Annotated in this window: 17 protein-coding genes and 1 pseudogene; 9 read left to right on the plus strand and 9 right to left on the minus strand. The window is 59.3% G+C overall.

The window, feature by feature from the left end; translation table 11 throughout:
* Nucleotides 1-116 precede the first annotated feature (116 nt).
* The gene (locus ASE60_RS05060; RefSeq protein ID WP_156414583.1) at nucleotides 117-488 is read right to left on the minus strand and encodes a hypothetical protein; all 372 of its coding nucleotides are present in this window, start codon (nucleotides 486-488) and stop codon (nucleotides 117-119) included.
* A gap of 907 nt (nucleotides 489-1,395) precedes the next feature.
* Here ASE60_RS05060 and ASE60_RS05075 point away from each other — a divergent pair.
* From ASE60_RS05075 to ASE60_RS05095, 5 genes and pseudogenes are all read left to right on the plus strand, one after another.
* On the plus strand, nucleotides 1,396-1,764 hold the full coding sequence (locus ASE60_RS05075) for a hypothetical protein (protein WP_057248642.1): 369 nt from the start codon (nucleotides 1,396-1,398) through the stop codon (nucleotides 1,762-1,764).
* A 90-nt stretch (nucleotides 1,765-1,854) separates the two neighbouring features.
* Nucleotides 1,855-2,268 (plus strand): hypothetical protein, encoded by a 414-nt coding sequence (locus tag ASE60_RS05080; RefSeq protein WP_057248643.1) that lies wholly within the window; start codon nucleotides 1,855-1,857, stop codon nucleotides 2,266-2,268.
* Nucleotides 2,269-2,376: 108 nt separating this feature from the next.
* Entirely contained in the window at nucleotides 2,377-2,925 is a 549-nt protein-coding gene (locus ASE60_RS05085) for a hypothetical protein (RefSeq protein WP_057248644.1), read from the plus strand.
* A gap of 96 nt (nucleotides 2,926-3,021) precedes the next feature.
* Nucleotides 3,022-3,272: pseudogene (locus tag ASE60_RS36175) on the plus strand (hypothetical protein).
* 146 nt (nucleotides 3,273-3,418) lie between these two features.
* Entirely contained in the window at nucleotides 3,419-3,946 is a 528-nt protein-coding gene (locus ASE60_RS05095; protein ID WP_057248645.1) for an NUDIX hydrolase, read from the plus strand.
* Between the two features lie 294 nt (nucleotides 3,947-4,240).
* Here the strand turns inward: ASE60_RS05095 and ASE60_RS05100 are convergent, their stop codons facing one another.
* The 6 genes from ASE60_RS05100 to ASE60_RS05125 form a co-directional block, all read right to left on the minus strand.
* Entirely contained in the window at nucleotides 4,241-5,566 is a 1,326-nt protein-coding gene (locus ASE60_RS05100; RefSeq protein ID WP_057248646.1) for a D-serine ammonia-lyase, read from the minus strand.
* Between the two features lie 45 nt (nucleotides 5,567-5,611).
* Complete coding sequence (locus tag ASE60_RS05105; RefSeq protein ID WP_057248647.1) at nucleotides 5,612-6,370, minus strand: amino acid ABC transporter ATP-binding protein; 759 nt, start codon at nucleotides 6,368-6,370, stop codon at nucleotides 5,612-5,614.
* Nucleotides 6,371-6,395: 25 nt separating this feature from the next.
* A complete protein-coding gene (locus tag ASE60_RS05110) occupies nucleotides 6,396-7,520 on the minus strand; it encodes an amino acid ABC transporter permease (RefSeq protein WP_057248648.1) in 1,125 nt (374 codons plus the stop codon).
* Nucleotides 7,517-8,728, minus strand: coding sequence for an ABC transporter permease subunit (locus tag ASE60_RS05115; protein WP_057248649.1), 1,212 nt, complete (start codon nucleotides 8,726-8,728; stop codon nucleotides 7,517-7,519). Before ASE60_RS05115 ends, ASE60_RS05110 begins: the two co-directional genes overlap by 4 nt.
* Nucleotides 8,729-8,782: 54 nt before the next feature.
* Nucleotides 8,783-9,814 carry a transporter substrate-binding domain-containing protein gene (locus ASE60_RS05120; RefSeq protein WP_057248650.1) on the minus strand — a complete coding sequence of 344 codons (1,032 nt, stop codon included), beginning with the start codon at nucleotides 9,812-9,814 and terminating at the stop codon, nucleotides 8,783-8,785.
* A gap of 407 nt (nucleotides 9,815-10,221) precedes the next feature.
* Nucleotides 10,222-11,256, minus strand: coding sequence for a LysR substrate-binding domain-containing protein (locus tag ASE60_RS05125; protein ID WP_244495543.1), 1,035 nt, complete (start codon nucleotides 11,254-11,256; stop codon nucleotides 10,222-10,224).
* Here ASE60_RS05125 and glyA point away from each other — a divergent pair.
* From glyA to purU, 3 genes are all read left to right on the plus strand, one after another.
* Nucleotides 11,248-12,525: a serine hydroxymethyltransferase gene (gene glyA / locus ASE60_RS05130; RefSeq protein ID WP_057248651.1), complete on the plus strand. Its 1,278-nt coding sequence runs from the start codon at nucleotides 11,248-11,250 to the stop codon at nucleotides 12,523-12,525. The two genes, ASE60_RS05125 and glyA, sit on opposite strands and share 9 nt — an antisense overlap.
* A 111-nt stretch (nucleotides 12,526-12,636) precedes the next feature.
* Nucleotides 12,637-13,527: a bifunctional methylenetetrahydrofolate dehydrogenase/methenyltetrahydrofolate cyclohydrolase FolD gene (gene folD / locus ASE60_RS05135; RefSeq protein ID WP_057248652.1), complete on the plus strand. Its 891-nt coding sequence runs from the start codon at nucleotides 12,637-12,639 to the stop codon at nucleotides 13,525-13,527.
* An 18-nt stretch (nucleotides 13,528-13,545) separates the two neighbouring features.
* Nucleotides 13,546-14,442: a formyltetrahydrofolate deformylase gene (gene purU / locus ASE60_RS05140; protein ID WP_057248653.1), complete on the plus strand. Its 897-nt coding sequence runs from the start codon at nucleotides 13,546-13,548 to the stop codon at nucleotides 14,440-14,442.
* Nucleotides 14,443-14,678: 236 nt separating this feature from the next.
* Here purU and ASE60_RS05145 read toward each other — a convergent pair whose 3' ends face one another.
* On the minus strand, nucleotides 14,679-14,837 hold the full coding sequence (locus ASE60_RS05145; RefSeq protein WP_244495544.1) for a transcriptional regulator: 159 nt from the start codon (nucleotides 14,835-14,837) through the stop codon (nucleotides 14,679-14,681).
* A 197-nt stretch (nucleotides 14,838-15,034) separates the two neighbouring features.
* On the opposite strand from ASE60_RS05145, the gene ASE60_RS05150 reads away from it, so the two are divergent.
* The gene (locus ASE60_RS05150; RefSeq protein ID WP_057248654.1) at nucleotides 15,035-15,925 is read left to right on the plus strand and encodes a LysR family transcriptional regulator; all 891 of its coding nucleotides are present in this window, start codon (nucleotides 15,035-15,037) and stop codon (nucleotides 15,923-15,925) included.
* A 28-nt stretch (nucleotides 15,926-15,953) separates the two neighbouring features.
* On the opposite strand, the gene ASE60_RS05155 is transcribed toward ASE60_RS05150, so the two are convergent.
* On the minus strand, nucleotides 15,954-16,157 hold the full coding sequence (locus ASE60_RS05155) for a cold-shock protein (RefSeq protein WP_057248655.1): 204 nt from the start codon (nucleotides 16,155-16,157) through the stop codon (nucleotides 15,954-15,956).
* Between the last annotated feature and the right edge of the window lie 109 nt (nucleotides 16,158-16,266).

Below are 16,266 nucleotides of genomic sequence, written 5' to 3' on the forward strand. Positions count from 1 at the left end.
GCGGTCGCCCGGTTTCTAGTGCGAGCCGGCCGCCACGGGTTTCTCTCCGCCTGCTCATCGTGGGTTTTGTTTCGACCCTTGAGGCCGATTCCGGTGATCGAGACAGTGGGATCTAACTATCTAGTGCAGCAAGGTATCGCCCGCCACTTCGAATGACGAGCGTTGAGCAAAGTCGAATTGCCGTCCACCACGAGCCACAGCGCGTTGTCCAAGGAGTGAACCGTCAGGGGTTTGCGTTTCTCCTGATTGCCTTTCACCGCGGCCAACATATGGCGGTTGGCATTGACGATGCCTCTTTCGCGCGCACGCGCGTTGACCAACTGCTTCAGCGGAATAAGGAGGTGTGGTTCGCCAAGATCGAAGTAAAGCGAAGGATCATCAGGAAGCCGTGCGAGCGTGGCGGCGATATCCTGATTCAACTCAATCTCCACAACAGCCCCATCGGGCCGGAGAGTGAAATACTTGAGCGACATTTCGTCAGTTTTCATTGCGTACCTCTGGCAGGCTCGTGATGCTTGGCGCTACAGCGAAGGGTACTCGCTTGCGATGGGTTTGAACGGATTGAACCGCGGGATGCCAATTGGCATAGGCGCCGCGCTACATTTGTTGCTCCGCGCCTATGTACGCACGCGCTGTCGGGCGCTGCGGTAGATCAGATCCGACGATTGCGGTGGTTGGTTAGAGGCTGAACTCAACGCCGCACCCATGCTTTTTGCCTGCTGCTCGGTCAATCTAAACTGCAGTGACGACACATCCGTTCGCCCCGGGTCAACACTGAATTCGATCCTCAAGACGATGTCACCACTCCCGTCTGCGGTGACGGCTTCGGCCTTCCAATCGATGACGGTTGATGCTCGAAGATTTCCCCGTGCGTCTTTGCTCCAATCATTCATGTGCAAGCTGACCCCCTTTAGCGCGAAAGTTGGCAGACCCCCGGAGCGCGCAGCTTTCGTTCCCGTCCCCGACCGCGCTACGTAAATTGGTTCATACCAATTCAGGGTAATGGTTAATTGTTTGCTTGGCATTAAAAATTTGCAAACCGAATGACAATGGGCGCCACGCAGATCGCGGGCGAAGGCGATGGCGCACCGGTTGACGTCCCGGATCCCAGCGTCGTCGCGCCCGAACTTTCGGCCCCCAGCCGCCATTGGCGCCCAGGTCGGCGTGTCACAAAGCCCCGACTCGCGACCTGAGCCAAGTCGAAATACGAAACCGCGTAGCGCCGCAGCATCTCGCGCCCCTCTGGGCTGTCGAGCAGGACGAGGGAGGCGAACAGCGGCATTTCGGCGCCGGTGCGGTCTCCCTCAAGATCTTCTTTGTGTGGCTTCGGGGGAACTCCCGTCTGTCGCATGAGTTTCACTAGGATCGAGTGGCGGCAAAAGGAGAGAAAGCCCGATGACAAATATTAAAGCCAGGGGATTTGAGAGCCCATCGCATTTGCGGGAGCACCTGGACGAGCTTGAGCAGGAAAGTCCCGCCGAAGATCCCTCGGTGGCAGAAGCCGTTCTTTCCCCTGCGGAAGAGATCGCGGAGTTGCGCGGCGTGGTCGCAGAGCTCCACGCTCGGTTGGTAGCAATCCGTGAACAGACGGATGGGATAGATACGCCTCGATCGCGCGGCGTCCTTCACTCCTGGCTGAGGATTGTCGTCACGGCTGCGACCTCCTTTGTTCTCGCGCGTCTGGTACAGGAGTTTCGTCTCGGCGCGCCGGGGGCCGCGGCGGTACCGTTGCTCACCGCGCAACTAGACCGCAGGTTATGGTGAGTCACTTACGCGTTTCCGGTCCGATTGGTCTCATCGACTCTGCTCTGTCCGCGTTTGAAATAAGACTGCTAGTTGAAGAGGGAACAACTCATGGCAGACGAGAACAATATCGAGACCGTCGAGACGACGACCCCGGCAGAAATTGCGCCGGCGAAGAAACGCCGGGGGCCAAGGGCGAAGAACGTCGCTACGGAAGCAACCGCCGAGACCGCTCCGACGGCAGATGGTGCCAAGGCGGGAAGGGGACGCCGGAAGAATGCCTCGAGGTCGGCCGACGACGTGGCCTTGGTCGAGACCGTCGGCAAGACCCGGGCAAAGAAAGCAGCCAAGGGCGCCGGTAAAACCTCAGCTCAGAAGCAAGCCACCCCAGTGGTAGCTCCGGTTCTTGATGACATTACGGACCTGCTTCAGCTCGAAGAAGAGAATGCGCGCTTGCGCAAGACGCTGGCCGAGAAACTGCGGGCCGAAAACGCGGATCTACGCAAGCGCCTTGATCTTGCCTGATCCCCGGTGCTGGCCGATTGGAGTTCGCGATCGGCCCCCTCCCTCATTTTGGTTGCCGAGCGGCCTCGCAATGGGTGCCGGTGCGAGCGGTTGAGCTGAGGGCGCACGATGAAGTCACCCTGGAAATATTTGATTGAACTGGCGTCGCTTGGCCGGACAGCCAAGGAGTCTGCGAGCCCGCCGGAGGCCGAGATTGCGAAGCAGAACAGACTATCCGCAGCTCCGGAAGAAGGCACTCCGGCACCCTTGGATCGGGCGGAAGGTGCTGCAACCCCGACAGCTGACGCGTCGAGCCGGACGGCAGACCTGACCGGGAACGTTGTTGACCCAGTTGAGATAATCGAGCAGGTGGCTGCGGCCATCAGGGTCGACCGGCCTCGCGCCGTCGATCACGCCTCGGAAGGCGCACCATCGGCCCAGCGGCGCCCGCAGACAGTCCCGCGGCGCGTCAGGAAGACAGGCGCCAGACCCGTTGCTGTGGCTGAAGACATCCGCCCCCGAGAGGCGCCCTGGGATGTGCGGTCGCCGCCGACGTTGTCCGAGGAAGTTGCTGCTCTGGATGAAGAGGTCCGGCAGCTGAGACGGCAGCTTACAGAAAAACTGCGTTTGCAGAACAAGCAGCTTGAAAGATTGCTATCGCGGTTTGGCGCATCGTGATCTGAGCGGCTTGCATCATTGACGCCCATCAGACCCGAAGGACGAGCAACGAATCCAACATCGAAGTCTCAAAGCAAGACCGCCCGTTTGCCCGCCATGTCCTCCCTCCCCGCCTTTATCTCCGAATTGATCAGAGCCGCCAATGAGGTCGAGAAGCTGGCACCGAACGAAATGAGCCGTCTTCTTGACCAATCTGTCGACACGATCCGCGATATCCGTGAGCAGGCCGGACGGTTTGGTAGTCGGCGCGCGCGGGACGTTCTGATCGACTTGCAGGTGGCGTCGTCGCGCGCGACGCGGCGGACATCATCCGGGCGCTTCGGATCATGCAAGCCGGTCAGGAATGAGATGAAGCACCGTCTCGATCCAGGATTCAAGCGCTTAATTACCGGCTCATGCAGCCGATCGAACTTGGGGAGGTTGCTCAAGTATCAAGCCGCGTTTGTCGGAAGGCCATTGAGGCCGAAAGCGAAATTTGACAACCTCGATTGCCATGAAGTCAGCGAAGCCAGGCGTTAGGCCCGATGCGGGCAAATCAGAGACGTTGCTCCAGCAGCTCGCTCAAACCCCGGATGCCCTTTTTGGGAAAGGTTTTGGCCAGCAGTACGGTGCCTTGTGTTTTCGCTACAAGGAAGACCGTTCCGAGATCGAAATCCTGGTAGTTACCTCGCGCGGAAGCCGACGATGGGTCATTCCCAAGGGATGGCCGATGAAGGGCAAGAAGCCCTACGAGGCGGCTGCCGTCGAAGCATGGGAAGAAGCCGGTGTGCGTGGTCGGGTAAAAAAGGATCCGGTCGGCCGCTACACCTACCTAAAGGAACTTAGCGAAGGCAATGTCACTCCCTGCATTGTGGAGCTGTTCCAGATTGAAGTGACTGAAATCAGCCCCAATTTCAAAGAGCGAGGGCAGCGCGTTCTCGACTGGCTCAGTCCAAGTGAGGCGGCTCGGCGCGTGCGCGAAATCGAGCTGAAATCCTTGCTGATCAGCTTCAAGCCAGATCTGAGAAAACGCCGGGGCTGACATTTTCACGATCGATAGGTCGCGTTTCCCAACACAGGGGACCGGATGTGGTGAGCCAAACCGATGGACGAACGCTAGTTTCTGGGATCATGAAACCCAATCCGTCGCTTCTGTAGGAACGTGGTGCGGCCGGGTAGGTTCGCCGGTGTCGATATCCAGTGCTGCCCTGGTTTCCAGGCTTTTGGGGCAGCGGTTTCCCTATGTTCCGGTTTTGTGCGTTCAGGATCGCATAATGTATCGAGCGGAACCCGCGCACCGGCGCGGGTTGCTTGGGGCGATGTACCTTAGTTGAAGTTAGTACCCCAGCGCTCCCGGTTGCCGAAGAAAGGCTTGAAACTGTTCCTCGGGAACGTACGAGCCTCCCGTCGTCCAAAGAACGTGGGTGGCCTTCGCCATCTTGCCGCCGAGGCCGTGTTTATCCTGGAACCTCTGGCCCTCCTTGTGGCCGACCAGAAACCGTGGTCCTAAAAGAGCCGCTGCAGCCGACGGCTCCAACCTTTGGCCCTGTGCAATCCATGCCGTCTGAACCAGCTTGAGCAGTTCGTCGTCAGCGACGGTGAAGACACCCGCGAGCATTTCGCGCATCACTGTCGCCACAAAAGCGGACATTCGGGCGACAGCCATGCCATCGGCTTCCGTCTTGTTCGTCAGCCCAACGTCATAGACCGAAACCAATTCCTGCGAGCCGGACATCATGTGGACGAGGGCACATGGCGACTGCAAAGGTTCGACGAAGAAAGCATGCACATTGTCGCCGAAGATCGCCTTGGCCCCGAATGCCACGCCGCCGGGCGCGCCACCGATGCCGCAGGGCAGATAGAGGAACAGTGGATTGTCGGCATCGACCTTGATCCCGCGTTCGTCCAGTTGCTCCGCCAGCTCCGATGCAGCCGCGCTGTAGCCCAGGAATAGATGTTTGGACTGCTCGTCATCGACAAAATAGATGGTTGGATCGGCGTCGGCGATGTCGCGGGCGTTCTCGACGGCAGTCGTGTAGTCCGCTTCGTGCTGAATGACCTCGACGCCAAGTTTCCGGAGACGCTCGACCTTCCAGACCTTGGCGTCCGAAGACATGTGCACGGTCGCCTTGAAACCGAGAGAACGTGCGGCGATCCCGACACTCAGGCCCAGATTGCCCGTGCTGCCGACAGCAACGGTGTATTTCGAGAAGAACATCCGGACTTCATCGGTAGCCAGCTTGCGGATGTCCTCTCCGTCCGCAAGCAACCCGTTTTCACGCGCCAGGCCCTCGGCAAACAGGAAGACTTCGTAGACGCCGCCGCGTGCTTTAATCGAACCAGCGACGGGCAAGTGGCTGTCAGCCTTGATGAACACATTTCCGAACTCTCGCGTGCCGTAGCCGAGCGCCTCGCGGAGTTCCTTGAGTTCGACCAGTTCGGAACGGATTGCACCCTCAGTGGCTTTAAGTTCCGGGAAGCACTTGGCGAGGAGGGGGGCAAGGCGCTGCCAGTTCGAGCGAGCCTGATCAACGTCGGTCGTCGAAATCGGCAGGTCCGGGGACTCGATCGCCTGCTGTCGATACAGTGGATTGAGCCAAAGCGTAGGGCGGGCAGCGAGGACGTCGTCGCGAGCGGGCTCGGCAGGCAGAATTGCGTTCATGTCAATTTCCAATGTTTCCGTGGAGCGGGACATACGGCTCCCCCCTCAGTGCTTAAGGACACGCGCAAGGAAGGAGCGCGCGCGATCGTTCTTGGGATTGTCAAAGAATTCGTCGGGCTTGCCGATCTCGAGGATTGATCCCTGGTCGATGTAGACCACGCGGTCAGCCACTTCCCGTGCGAAACCCATCTCGTGCGTCACGACCATCATCGTCATGCCGGAGGAGGCAAGCTCGCGCATGACATCGAGGACTTCGCCGACCATTTCCGGGTCGAGTGCGCTGGTGGGCTCGTCGAACAGCATCAGGTGCGGTTCCATTGCCAGCGAGCGGGCGATTGCCACGCGCTGCTGCTGGCCGCCGGACAGTTGCCCGGGATACTTGTTAGCATGCGCTCTCAGCCCGACGCGGTCGAGAAGTTTCATCGCCGTCGCCTCGGCTTCTTCGCGCGACTTCTTGCGCACGCGCATCGGAGCGATAGTGATGTTGTCGAGCACGGTCTTGTGCGGAAAAAGACCGAACTGCTGGAACACCATGCCAACGCCCTTGCGGATCTGAGCCAGTTCGCGCTCACCGCCAAGTCTCCGGTCCGCCTCGACCGGCATCTCGAAGCCGTCCACGACGAGGCGGCCGTGCTGATACATCTCAAGACCATTGACGCATCGGATCAGTGTCGACTTGCCGGATCCGCTGGCTCCGAGGATGACCATGACTTCACCCCGGGTGACGGCCAGGTCAATGTCCTTGAGCACATGGTGAGTGCCGTAGAACTTGTTCATGCTCTTCATTTCGACGATGGCGTTCATCGTTGTGTCTCCGTTGTTCATCGGATCAGCGGGTGCCAGTTGCCATGTGGTCTTCGAGTTTTCTTGCCGCATAGGTGATCATCGAGCCGATCACGAAGTAGGTAACGAGAAGGAACGAGAGGACTTCGAACGTCCGGTCGCCGTACTGCGGGTTCGCGAGGATCATCTGCCCGGCGCGCAGGAAGTCCGTGAGGCCGATGATGAACACCAGCGGTGCCGAGTTGAAGATGTCGAGCACGTTGCCGACCAACGGGGCGACGACAACCCGTAGCGCCTGCGGCAAGACGATGGAGCGGTTGATATCGAACTCGCTCATGCCAAGAGAACGCGCTGCTTCGGTCTGCGCCCGTGGCACTGCTTGAAGGCCGCTTCGAACGTATTCGGCCACGTAGGCCGAGTAGAATATCGTGAAGCCGATCATGCCACGCGCGACGTCGGCCAATCCCCACTGGGGCTCCAATACCGGCATCAGGATCCAGATCCAGTAGACGACCAGGATCAGAGGGACCGAACGCATCACTTCGATGTACCAGGTGCAGATGATCCTCAGGCTCGACAGGCGGCTCTGGCGACCGAAGGCAAGAAGGATTCCGATCGGCAGGGAAAGAACCGATGTTACGAGCGTAAGGAGCACGCTGAGCAGCAATCCACCCCAAAGTCCGACGCCAGGAGGGGCCATGACGGCCACGATAACGATGAACCCTGTAAACGCGGCGGCCGGAAGGACCTTTCGGGTCAAAGGCACATAGGATGTCAGTGCCCAGCCAAGTATGGTCGATGCGATGATGCCGGTGGCGGGCAGTGCGTTTTCGAGACCGCCATCCACGATCAGCAGCAGAACCGGCACCAGCAGAAGAACGAGGCCGTGGTGCGGCTTGAAACAAAAGACACAGCCGAGGCCCGCCCCGAGGATTGCGCCGATGATTGCCGAAGCAGTCCAGGCACGCCACGCCTGGTCTGCCGGAAACACGCCGATCATGAGAACCCGAAGGCTCTGCACGACGATGTCCCACTTCGCTGACGCAAATGCCCAGTCGGTTATTGTGTAGGCGAGCCAGAGGACGCCCGGAATGACAAGCAGGGACAGGACGACGTCCAAGGGCTTGCCGAAAAGGTTGTGACGGGTCCACTTGATTGAGGTGGCGATCATCGCGGAACTCCCGTTGGATTCAGACGGCGGTTTGCCCAGTAGACGAGCGTGCTGATGATCCAGCTCAGGATCAGATAGGATGCCATCACGATGATGATGCCTTCGAGGCTATGGCCTGTCTGGTTGGCGATCGTCCCGTAGATGTTGAAGAGATCGGGATAGCCGACAGCGATGCCCAGCGCCGTGTTCTTCGTCAGGCTTATGTACTGGTTGCCGAAGGACGGCAGGACCACGCGAAACACCTGGGGAAGCACGATGTCGTTCACGGTGTACCGTCGGCTCAGTCCGAGTGACGCTGCGGCCTCCCATTGAGACTTGGGGAGCGCGTCGATAGCACCTCGGACAGTCTCGGCGATGAACGACGCGCTGTTCACGACGATCGCAAGGAGGAGAGCCGCCATTTCCGGGCTGATGCTGGTGCCGCCACTGGCCTTGAATTTGTTGGCAACCGGGAAGTTCAGTTCTACGCCGCCCCTGACGAAGAGAAGTGCGAAGCAGATGACGGCTGCAGGAACGCAGACGCGGCGCATGCCCTTGATGGGATCGAAGATGGCTCCGACAGCGGAAACCAGAATGAGTGTGGCCAGGGCAATCGAAAGGATGGAAACGCCGCCGACCCATGAAAGTGCAGGGACGTAGACGCCTTGCTGGCTAACGATCAGACCGTACAAATGCGCGGCCGATGCCATGGGCGGAAAGCGCAGGACGACAGCGAAATACCAGAATACGAGCTGGATCAGCAGCGGCGTGTTGCGTACGAATTCGACGATCCAGAAACAGAGATTGCGCACGACCCAGTTGGTCGAGAGGCGGCCGACCCCGAGCATCGTGCCGAGAACGGTGCTGAGGATGATCGCAAGGATCGCGATCTTCGCGGTATTGAAGATGCCCGTGACGAAAGCCGAAGCAACGGTCATGTCGGGGGAAAAGAGCGTGAAGTCGGGAAGGAAGCTCTCGCCGGAGGTTAGAGTCCAGCCTTCACTGATGTCGAAGCCTGCCGTGTTCGCAAGGAACGAGAAACTGAACCGGATGCCCTTCTCCGCCAGTCCGGACTTGACCGCATAGGCCAGCATTCCGAGGAGCGCCACGACGATGGCGATGACGCCAAATTGGATTGCCTCGTGTCGTATTCGGTTGCGCAGGCGCCGTGACTTCAGGTGATCATGGTCTACCATGCCGCGGACCGCACTCGTTTCATGGATTGTCATTTTCAGCTCCCAGTACCGGAGGGCCGGAGCTTGAGCCCCGACCCTCGGCATGCATCAGTTCCAGAGCGGGGAGTAGATTGCTCCACCCTGCGTCCAGAGCGCATTGGGCGTGCCCTTGCGATCAAGATACATCTTGGTCTTCGGGCCGAGATTGCGGTCGTAGACTTCGCCGTAGTTGCCGACGGCCTTGATCGCCTGAGCGATGAAGTCGTCCGAGAGACCGAAGTCCTTGCCATAGCCGCCATCGACACCCAGGAACTTCTGGACGAACGGGTCTTCGCTCTTGAGCTTCTCGGCGAGATTGGCCTGCGAGATGTCGGATTCTTCAGCCTGGAAGAGGCCATATTCAATCCAGCGCAGCGCGTTGCGCCACTTGGAGTCGTTGGCGATGACGAAGCCGCCGAACGGTGACTTATCCAGCGTGTCCGGGAGGATGAGATAGTCGGTGGGCGCAGGCGCGTTTCCGGCCCAGGCGGCGAGCGCGGACTTGTCGGTGCTCATTGCGTTGCAACGGCCGGAATTGAGTGCGGAGAAAAGCTTCTCCAGGTTTTCGTAGGTCAGGACCTTGGAGTCCTTCCAGCCACGCGCCTTGAAGGCCGCCGTCAGGACGGTCTCTGTCGCGGACCCCTGCGTTGTGCAGATCGTCGCGCCGTCGAGATCGCCGAATTCCTTGATCCCGGCGTCCGCCTTCACCATCAGTCCCGTGCCGTCGTAGAAGTTGATCGGAAGGAAGTCGATCGCGATGGATGATTCACGAGCCGGCTTGATCGTGGTGTGTGCGAAGACGACGTCGACTTGGCCCGTCAGCACGGCGTCAAATCGGCTCTTGTCGGTTACGGTGACGAACTTCACCTTGGACGCGTCGCCAAGGACTCCGGCCGCTACTGCCTTGCAGAAGTCGACGTCGAGACCCTCCATCTGGCCTGTCGTCGTATTGAGGTAGCCGAATCCCGGAGCGGTATTGTCCGTGCCGCAGTTCAGTACGTCGCGCTGTTTGACCGTATCCAGCACCGATGCGGATGCCTGGGCGGCACTGAATGCGACGGTTGCAAACACCCCAGCGGTCAGGATTTTCAATAGATTCATCTTGGTTCCCCTTTCGGATCGCGATAGCGAAGGTGATGCCAAGCAATGAGGGTCGGCCTGATCGAAAGTTGGTCGGACGCTAGTGGCGTTGTCGCCATTCTGGTCGCGTCGTCCCGTTATTGGCCACGGTCGACGTGCGATCCTCGCTCCCAGTCCCATCAGTTGGCGTTAGGATCATAGGAAGCGGCTCAATTCAAATATACTTAATTCTCCTTGATGGATACGTTAGCAAAACTGTTGCTTTCCGCCCTCCGACCCTCGATGGAGCGACGTTTCCCGACAACAGCATTGGCGGGGACAAGCGCAAGACGCGGAGACACGGAGGATGGGGCACACTTGAGGGCGTTGCGGGTGCGGCAAGGGCCTGGATAATGCGTCGTCTCAAGAGATGCCGCGAGGAGGTCGAATTACGAGAGGGGCGGCTTCTCAGCTATACGATCCAGGAACACCTGAAGTGCGGGGCTCCGCTTCTCCTCTCGCCGGAAGGCGAGGAAAATCCGTCGCCGGATTTCTGGCACAAGCCGACACACCCAGACGTCCTCAAGATCGTAGCTTGCGCGGAGACCAGGCAGGATCGAAATCCCGTAGTTTTGCCGTATCAAGGCGATGGTGACTTCGAATCCTTTGCACCGCGCGACAATGTTGGGCTTGAAGCCTTCCCGTTGACAGGCTTCGGCAAGCATCCTGGTATAGGTGTCCGATGCCGTGTCGATCGCCCAGCGCTCGTCGCGGAGTTCCCGAAGACCAACTGTGGGATGGTCTGACAGGCGGTGATCCTTGGACACCATCACGTTGAAGACGTCCTCCATCAGAAAGATCGTCTCGATATTCGGGTCGAGTGCGCCCGTTGGCATGTTGAGGTCGTCGATGATCGCGACGTCCGTCTGCCAACTCCGAAGTGCGGCGACGCTTTCTGCAGGTTCCATCTCGTCGAACTGTACGGTGAGGTGAGGATGGCGCTCAGCGAGGTCGTAAACCACCTTTGGGATGATAGCCGCTGCGACCGATGGGAAGGCAGCGACGCGAAGCTCTCCGGACACGACGCTCTTCAGTTCAGCGATATCGGCCTTCGCCGATTCAATCTCGGTGAGGATCTTCTCAGCTCGCTGCACGAGCTGGTGGCCTGCCGGAGTCATGACAACGCCTCTACCGCGCCGTTCGACGAGCCGGATTCCGACCTCCTCCTCAAGCAGGGATATCTGCTGCGAAACTGCCGAGGGCGAGACATAAAGTGCCTCCGCCACGGCAGCCATGGTCTTCCGTATCGACAGCTCCCGAAGAGCGCGCAAGCGTCCGATGTCCACGGTTACCTCCCAGAAGCTTCTCTCGAAATCATTAGCACATCTGAACGTATAGACAATTATTATTAACTTTTTCTGGCCTTTCGATCGAACTAGGCTCCACTCACGATTTTCGAGAGATTGGAGAACGAGATGGATCACGCCACCAGAGCGCATTTTACTATGACTGTTGGAGAAGTTGACCCTCTCCTGGCCGATGCCCTTGCATCGGAACGGGGCCGTCAACAAAATCAGATCGAGTTGATCGCCTCGGAGAACATCGTCAGCCGCGCGGTCCTCGACGCACTGGGGCACGAGATCACCAACAAGACGCTTGAAGGCTATCCCGGCAACCGCTTCCATGGTGGCGGCCAGTTCGTCGATATCGCGGAGCAGGCGGCGATCGACCGCGCCAAACAGCTCTTTAACTGCGGTTACGCCAACGTGCAGCCCCATTCGGGCACCCAGGCCAACCTCGCCGTTTTCTTCCTGCTCCTGAAGCCAGGCGAGAAGGTGCTTTCGCTTGATCTGGCAGCAGGCGGTCATCTCTCGCACGGCATGAAAGCGAACCTCTCGGGTCGCTGGTTCGACGCCACTAACTACAACGTCAATCCGCAGAACGAAGTCATTGATCTCGATGAGGTGGAGCGGCTTGCCGAGGAAATCCGACCGAAACTGCTGATCACAGGCGGTTCCGCATACCCGCGAGAGTTGGACTTCGAACGCATGTCGAGGATCGCGAAGAAGGTCGGCGCATACTTCCTGGTCGACATGGCCCATATCGCAGGTCTCGTTGCAGGCGGCGTGCATCCGTCGCCGTTCCCGCATGCGGATATTGTGACATGCACCACGACTAAGACGCTTCGCGGTCCCCGCGGGGGCTTAATCCTCACCAACAATGAGGAGTGGTACAAGAAACTGCAGGCCGCCGTTTTCCCCGGTGTTCAGGGGTCGCTGCACAGCAACGTTCTTGCGGCAAAGGCGATCTGCCTCGGCGAGGCGATGCTCGATGACTTTAAGGTCTACGCACGGCAGGTGGTCGCAAACGCGAAGGTTCTCGCGAACACGCTTGCCGAACGCGGCGTCCGGATCGTTTCGGGCGGGACCGACACCCACATCGTCCTCCTCGATCTTTCGAGCAAGGGACTGCTTGGAAAACAGGCTGAGACGTTGCTCGCCAAGGCGAACATCACCTCTAACAAGAACCCGATCCCTGGCGACAGTCCGCGTCCTCCGGAATGGGTCGGTATGCGCCTCGGCTCATCAGCGGCAACGACTCGGGGCTTGAAGGAGGCGGAGTTCCGAGTGCTGGGTACCGTGATCGCGGACCTCATTGACGCCGAGGTCGCCGGCAAGGCCGACGACGTCGTCGAAGGCGCCAAGGCCAAAATAGCCGAGCTGACGAACACGTTCCCGGTCTACGGGCAGTAATCCGCCAACGCCGGACGCATTCGATGCCGCGCGGGCAAATCGAACGCGCGGCATTTCTATTCTCAGAGCAGCTTGCTGGTTCGAGCTTGAATCCAATGGAGACGTAACCCAATGGACAGATTCACACGCGCCACGGACATCGATGGAAAGCAGTTCGCCACAGGGCTGCTGGAGCGCGTCAAAGCTGACGTCGAGGCAGTGAAGGCCGAGACCGGCGTTGTTCCCGGTCTGGCGGTGGTTCTAGTCGGGGAAGATCCGGCTAGCGCCCTCTACGTGGCATCCAAGCATAAGCAGACTATGGCCGCTGGCATGAAGTCCTTCGAGCATCGTCTGCCTGCGGAAACCACCCAAGCCGAGCTTCTTGTACTCGTGAACCGCCTCAACGTGGATCCGGAGATCCATGGTATCCTCGTGCAGTTGCCCTTGCCCGCGCATCTCGATCCGAATGCGGTGATCCAGGCGATCAATCCGGACAAAGACGTCGATGGTTTCCATGTCTCGAACGCGGGACGGCTTGCGACCGGAAATCCGGCGCTCGTTCCGTGCACGCCGTTGGGCTGCATGATGCTCCTGAAGGATACCCTGGGCGAGAACCTGGCGGGTATGCACGCCGTCATCGTCGGCAAGTCGAACATCGTCGGCAAACCGATGGCCCAGATGCTCATGAACGCTCACTGCACCGTGACCGTTGTCCATTCGCAGACGAAGAACACGGCAGAGTTCTGCCGTGCGGCTGATATTCTGGTGGTAGCAGCCGGCCGCGCCGGTCTTGTCCGCGGAGACTGGATCAAGCCCGGCGCTGTCGTCATCGACGTCGGCATCAACCGGATACAGGTAGACGGAAAGTCGCGGATCGTCGGTGACGTTGTTTACGGGGAGGCGGGTCACGCACGCGCGATCACCCCCGTTCCAGGCGGTGTCGGACCGATGACTATCGCCTGCCTGCTCTCTAACACACTGACAGCCTTCCGTCGGCATCACATCTTGGCCATTGCGGCCTAAGACTCAAGGACATCTGAAATGACGACCACCGCCCCCCGTTATGCCCTGCGTGTTGCATGCCCCTCCATACGCGGGGTGACGGCAGCCATTGCCACCTATCTCTCGCAGAATGGGTGCAACATTTCCGACAGCGCCCAGTTCGATGACGCTGACACCGACCGCTACTTCATGCGCGTCAGCTTCCAGCCGAAAGAGGGGCGCACCCTTGAGCAGCTTCGTGAAGGCTTCAAGCCGATCGCGGAGAAATACGAGGCGAACACCGAGTTCTTCGATGAGACCGAGAAGAAGAAGGTCATCCTGATGGTGAGCCGCTTTGGCCACTGCCTCAACGATCTTCTCTATCGCTGGCGGATCGGCGCGCTGCCGATCGACATCGTCGGCGTCATCTCGAACCACCTGGACTATCAACGGGTCGTCGTGAACCACGATATCCCATTCCACTGCATCAAGGTCACCAAGGAGAACAAGCCGGAGGCCGAGGCAACTCAGATGCAGATCGTGGAGGATTCCGGTGCGGAGCTCATCGTGCTCGCCCGTTACATGCAGGTTCTGTCCGACGAAATGTGCCGCAAGATGTCCGGCCGTATCATCAACATCCATCACTCCTTCCTGCCAAGTTTTAAGGGCGCCAATCCCTACAAGCAGGCCTACGAGCGGGGTGTGAAGCTAATCGGCGCGACGTCGCACTACGTCACGGCGGATCTGGACGAGGGGCCGATCATCGAACAGGACATCGTTCGGGTCACCCACGCGCAGAGCGGCGAGGATTACGTGAGTCTCGGGCGCGACGTCGAAAGCCAGGTGCTCGCGCGTGCGATCCACGCCCACATCCACGGACGTGTGTTCATCGACGGCAACAAGACCGTGGTGTTTCCTGCATCTCCGGGCTCTTACGCGTCAGAGCGCATGGGCTGAGGGCGGCGTGACGCGGCATCGACACCGGGCCGGCAGGAGCTCGGCCGAAGTGTGCATACTGCCGGAAGCTGCCCCTGCCGATTGGGATGATGCATTTCACTTAAGATGTGAGCGACGTCCGCCTGAGCAACACGGAGCCGTACTTAACGAGCGTCGTGGACGGCTTGTTGCGCGTATGTTCACTTTTTGGGCCAATAAGATCGCATAATGTATCGACCGGAACTCTGCTTGGCAGATTAGGGCTTGCGTCCCCGCGGCAGGTTGGAGGGCGCTTCCTCGCCGACTTTTGGCTCGATGAACAATTCGAAGATCTTGCATTCGAGCACCGTCGCGATCTTGCCCAATGAATCCACGCCGAGATTGACCTGTTTGCGCTCGAGTTGAGAGATCGACACCCGTTCCAACTGCGGCGCTTGACCCTCAATTTCCGAACGTTCCAAGCCAAAAGATCACGCGGTGTCATGATCGCACATGACCATTGCGTGTCCAATTAAATAACTGGCTATTCTATACGAAAAGATGTTAAAAGTTGCAGAACGACGATTTCAGTTTCGCCTTTTGCGCGCACCCAAAATTGATTGAAAGGGCGTTCATGGAACTGCGCCAACTCTCGTTCTTCGTTGCCGTGGCAGAGGAGCTGCACTTCAATCGGGCGGCTGCGCGGATGTGCATCGCTCAGCCGGCGTTGAGTTCGCATATCCAGGCGCTGGAGAAGGAGCTCGGTGTACGGCTGCTGGAGCGATCGACGCGCAGGGTCGAGCTGACGCGGGCAGGGGAGGTGTTCTATGACCGCGCAGTCCGGATCATCGGCGATGTCGGGCTATCGGCCGAGGTAGCGCGCTCGGTCGCCGGCAAGGCTGCCCGCACGATCAAGATTGGGACCGTCTATCCGGCAACGACCGGCGTGCTGCCGGCGTTTCTCGCCCGCATCGGCCGGAAGTTTCCCGATATCGCATTGCATGTGAGAAGCGGCTCGACCAGCGACATCATCCGCGGAATAGAAAACGGCCAGATCAATCTCGGCTTCATCCGTCCGGTCGAAAACATTGGATCCTTGCGCTTCTTCTCGATCGCCCATGAGCGCTATCTGCTGGCGGTCGTAAAGGCGAGCCCGCTGGCGCTTCGAAGCGAGATCGATATCGAGGAACTGCGCTCCGAGAAGATCATTGCCTTTTCCCGTCAGAACCTCTCCTACAGCGAACGGTATTTCTCGGAGATGTTCGCGACCCATGGGCTCACCGGCAACATTGCTTATAGCTGCGACGATACCTTCTCGTTGGTGTCGCTCGTCTCGGCAGGTCTCGGCATCGGCTTTGCGCCGGAATGGACGAAGGATCTGCCGAACCGCAACTTCGAACTTCGGCCCGTGCGCGGCGTCGATCTCAAGATCGGGCTTGGAGTTGCCTGGAACAAGGACGATCCAACGGCGTCGCGGGACGACATCATCGATATAGCCCGGTCGCTGGCGCGGCCGGGCAGGTGATGAGAAACGAATTCCTGAGTCCGTAGGATCAGGCTGGTCTAACGTTTTCGGCCTTCGATTTTCCGGTCTTGCGGTCCTGGCCAAGTTCATAGCTGACCTTTTGGCCGTCGCGAAGTGATGTTGCGCCCTCGATCGCCGACACATGGACAAAGACGTCCGCTCCGCCGTTGTCGGGCGTGATGAAGCCAAAACCCTTGTCCTGGTTGAAGAATTTAACTGTACCGGTTGCCATAGTCGTCCTCGTCGGCTGAGTATCTTTCGTTTTTGCCGCAAGACCTTATCCAGCGGCGGTCTTGGCGGCAATCGCGCGTGTACCCGCAATGCGGCTTTCGAGCTCGGCA

It is taken from the genome of Ensifer sp. Root278, assembly GCF_001429285.1.
Taxonomy (GTDB): domain Bacteria; phylum Pseudomonadota; class Alphaproteobacteria; order Rhizobiales; family Rhizobiaceae; genus Ensifer.

Excerpts from the sequence above, each read along its gene's own strand:
- ASE60_RS05060 (WP_156414583.1), bottom strand. The coding sequence starts at position 488 with ATGAAAACTGACGAAATGTCGCTCAAGTATTTCACTCTCCGGCCCGAT.
- ASE60_RS05075 (WP_057248642.1), top strand. The coding sequence starts at position 1,396 with ATGACAAATATTAAAGCCAGGGGATTTGAGAGCCCATCGCATTTGCGG.
- ASE60_RS05080 (WP_057248643.1), top strand. The coding sequence starts at position 1,855 with ATGGCAGACGAGAACAATATCGAGACCGTCGAGACGACGACCCCGGCA.
- ASE60_RS05085 (WP_057248644.1), top strand. The coding sequence starts at position 2,377 with ATGAAGTCACCCTGGAAATATTTGATTGAACTGGCGTCGCTTGGCCGG.
- ASE60_RS05095 (WP_057248645.1), top strand. The coding sequence starts at position 3,419 with ATGAAGTCAGCGAAGCCAGGCGTTAGGCCCGATGCGGGCAAATCAGAG.
- ASE60_RS05100 (WP_057248646.1), bottom strand. The coding sequence starts at position 5,566 with ATGAACGCAATTCTGCCTGCCGAGCCCGCTCGCGACGACGTCCTCGCT.
- ASE60_RS05105 (WP_057248647.1), bottom strand. The coding sequence starts at position 6,370 with ATGAACGCCATCGTCGAAATGAAGAGCATGAACAAGTTCTACGGCACT.
- ASE60_RS05110 (WP_057248648.1), bottom strand. The coding sequence starts at position 7,520 with ATGATCGCCACCTCAATCAAGTGGACCCGTCACAACCTTTTCGGCAAG.
- ASE60_RS05115 (WP_057248649.1), bottom strand. The coding sequence starts at position 8,728 with ATGACAATCCATGAAACGAGTGCGGTCCGCGGCATGGTAGACCATGAT.
- ASE60_RS05120 (WP_057248650.1), bottom strand. The coding sequence starts at position 9,814 with ATGAATCTATTGAAAATCCTGACCGCTGGGGTGTTTGCAACCGTCGCA.
- glyA (WP_057248651.1), top strand. The coding sequence starts at position 11,248 with ATGGATCACGCCACCAGAGCGCATTTTACTATGACTGTTGGAGAAGTT.
- folD (WP_057248652.1), top strand. The coding sequence starts at position 12,637 with ATGGACAGATTCACACGCGCCACGGACATCGATGGAAAGCAGTTCGCC.
- purU (WP_057248653.1), top strand. The coding sequence starts at position 13,546 with ATGACGACCACCGCCCCCCGTTATGCCCTGCGTGTTGCATGCCCCTCC.
- ASE60_RS05150 (WP_057248654.1), top strand. The coding sequence starts at position 15,035 with ATGGAACTGCGCCAACTCTCGTTCTTCGTTGCCGTGGCAGAGGAGCTG.
- ASE60_RS05155 (WP_057248655.1), bottom strand. The coding sequence starts at position 16,157 with ATGGCAACCGGTACAGTTAAATTCTTCAACCAGGACAAGGGTTTTGGC.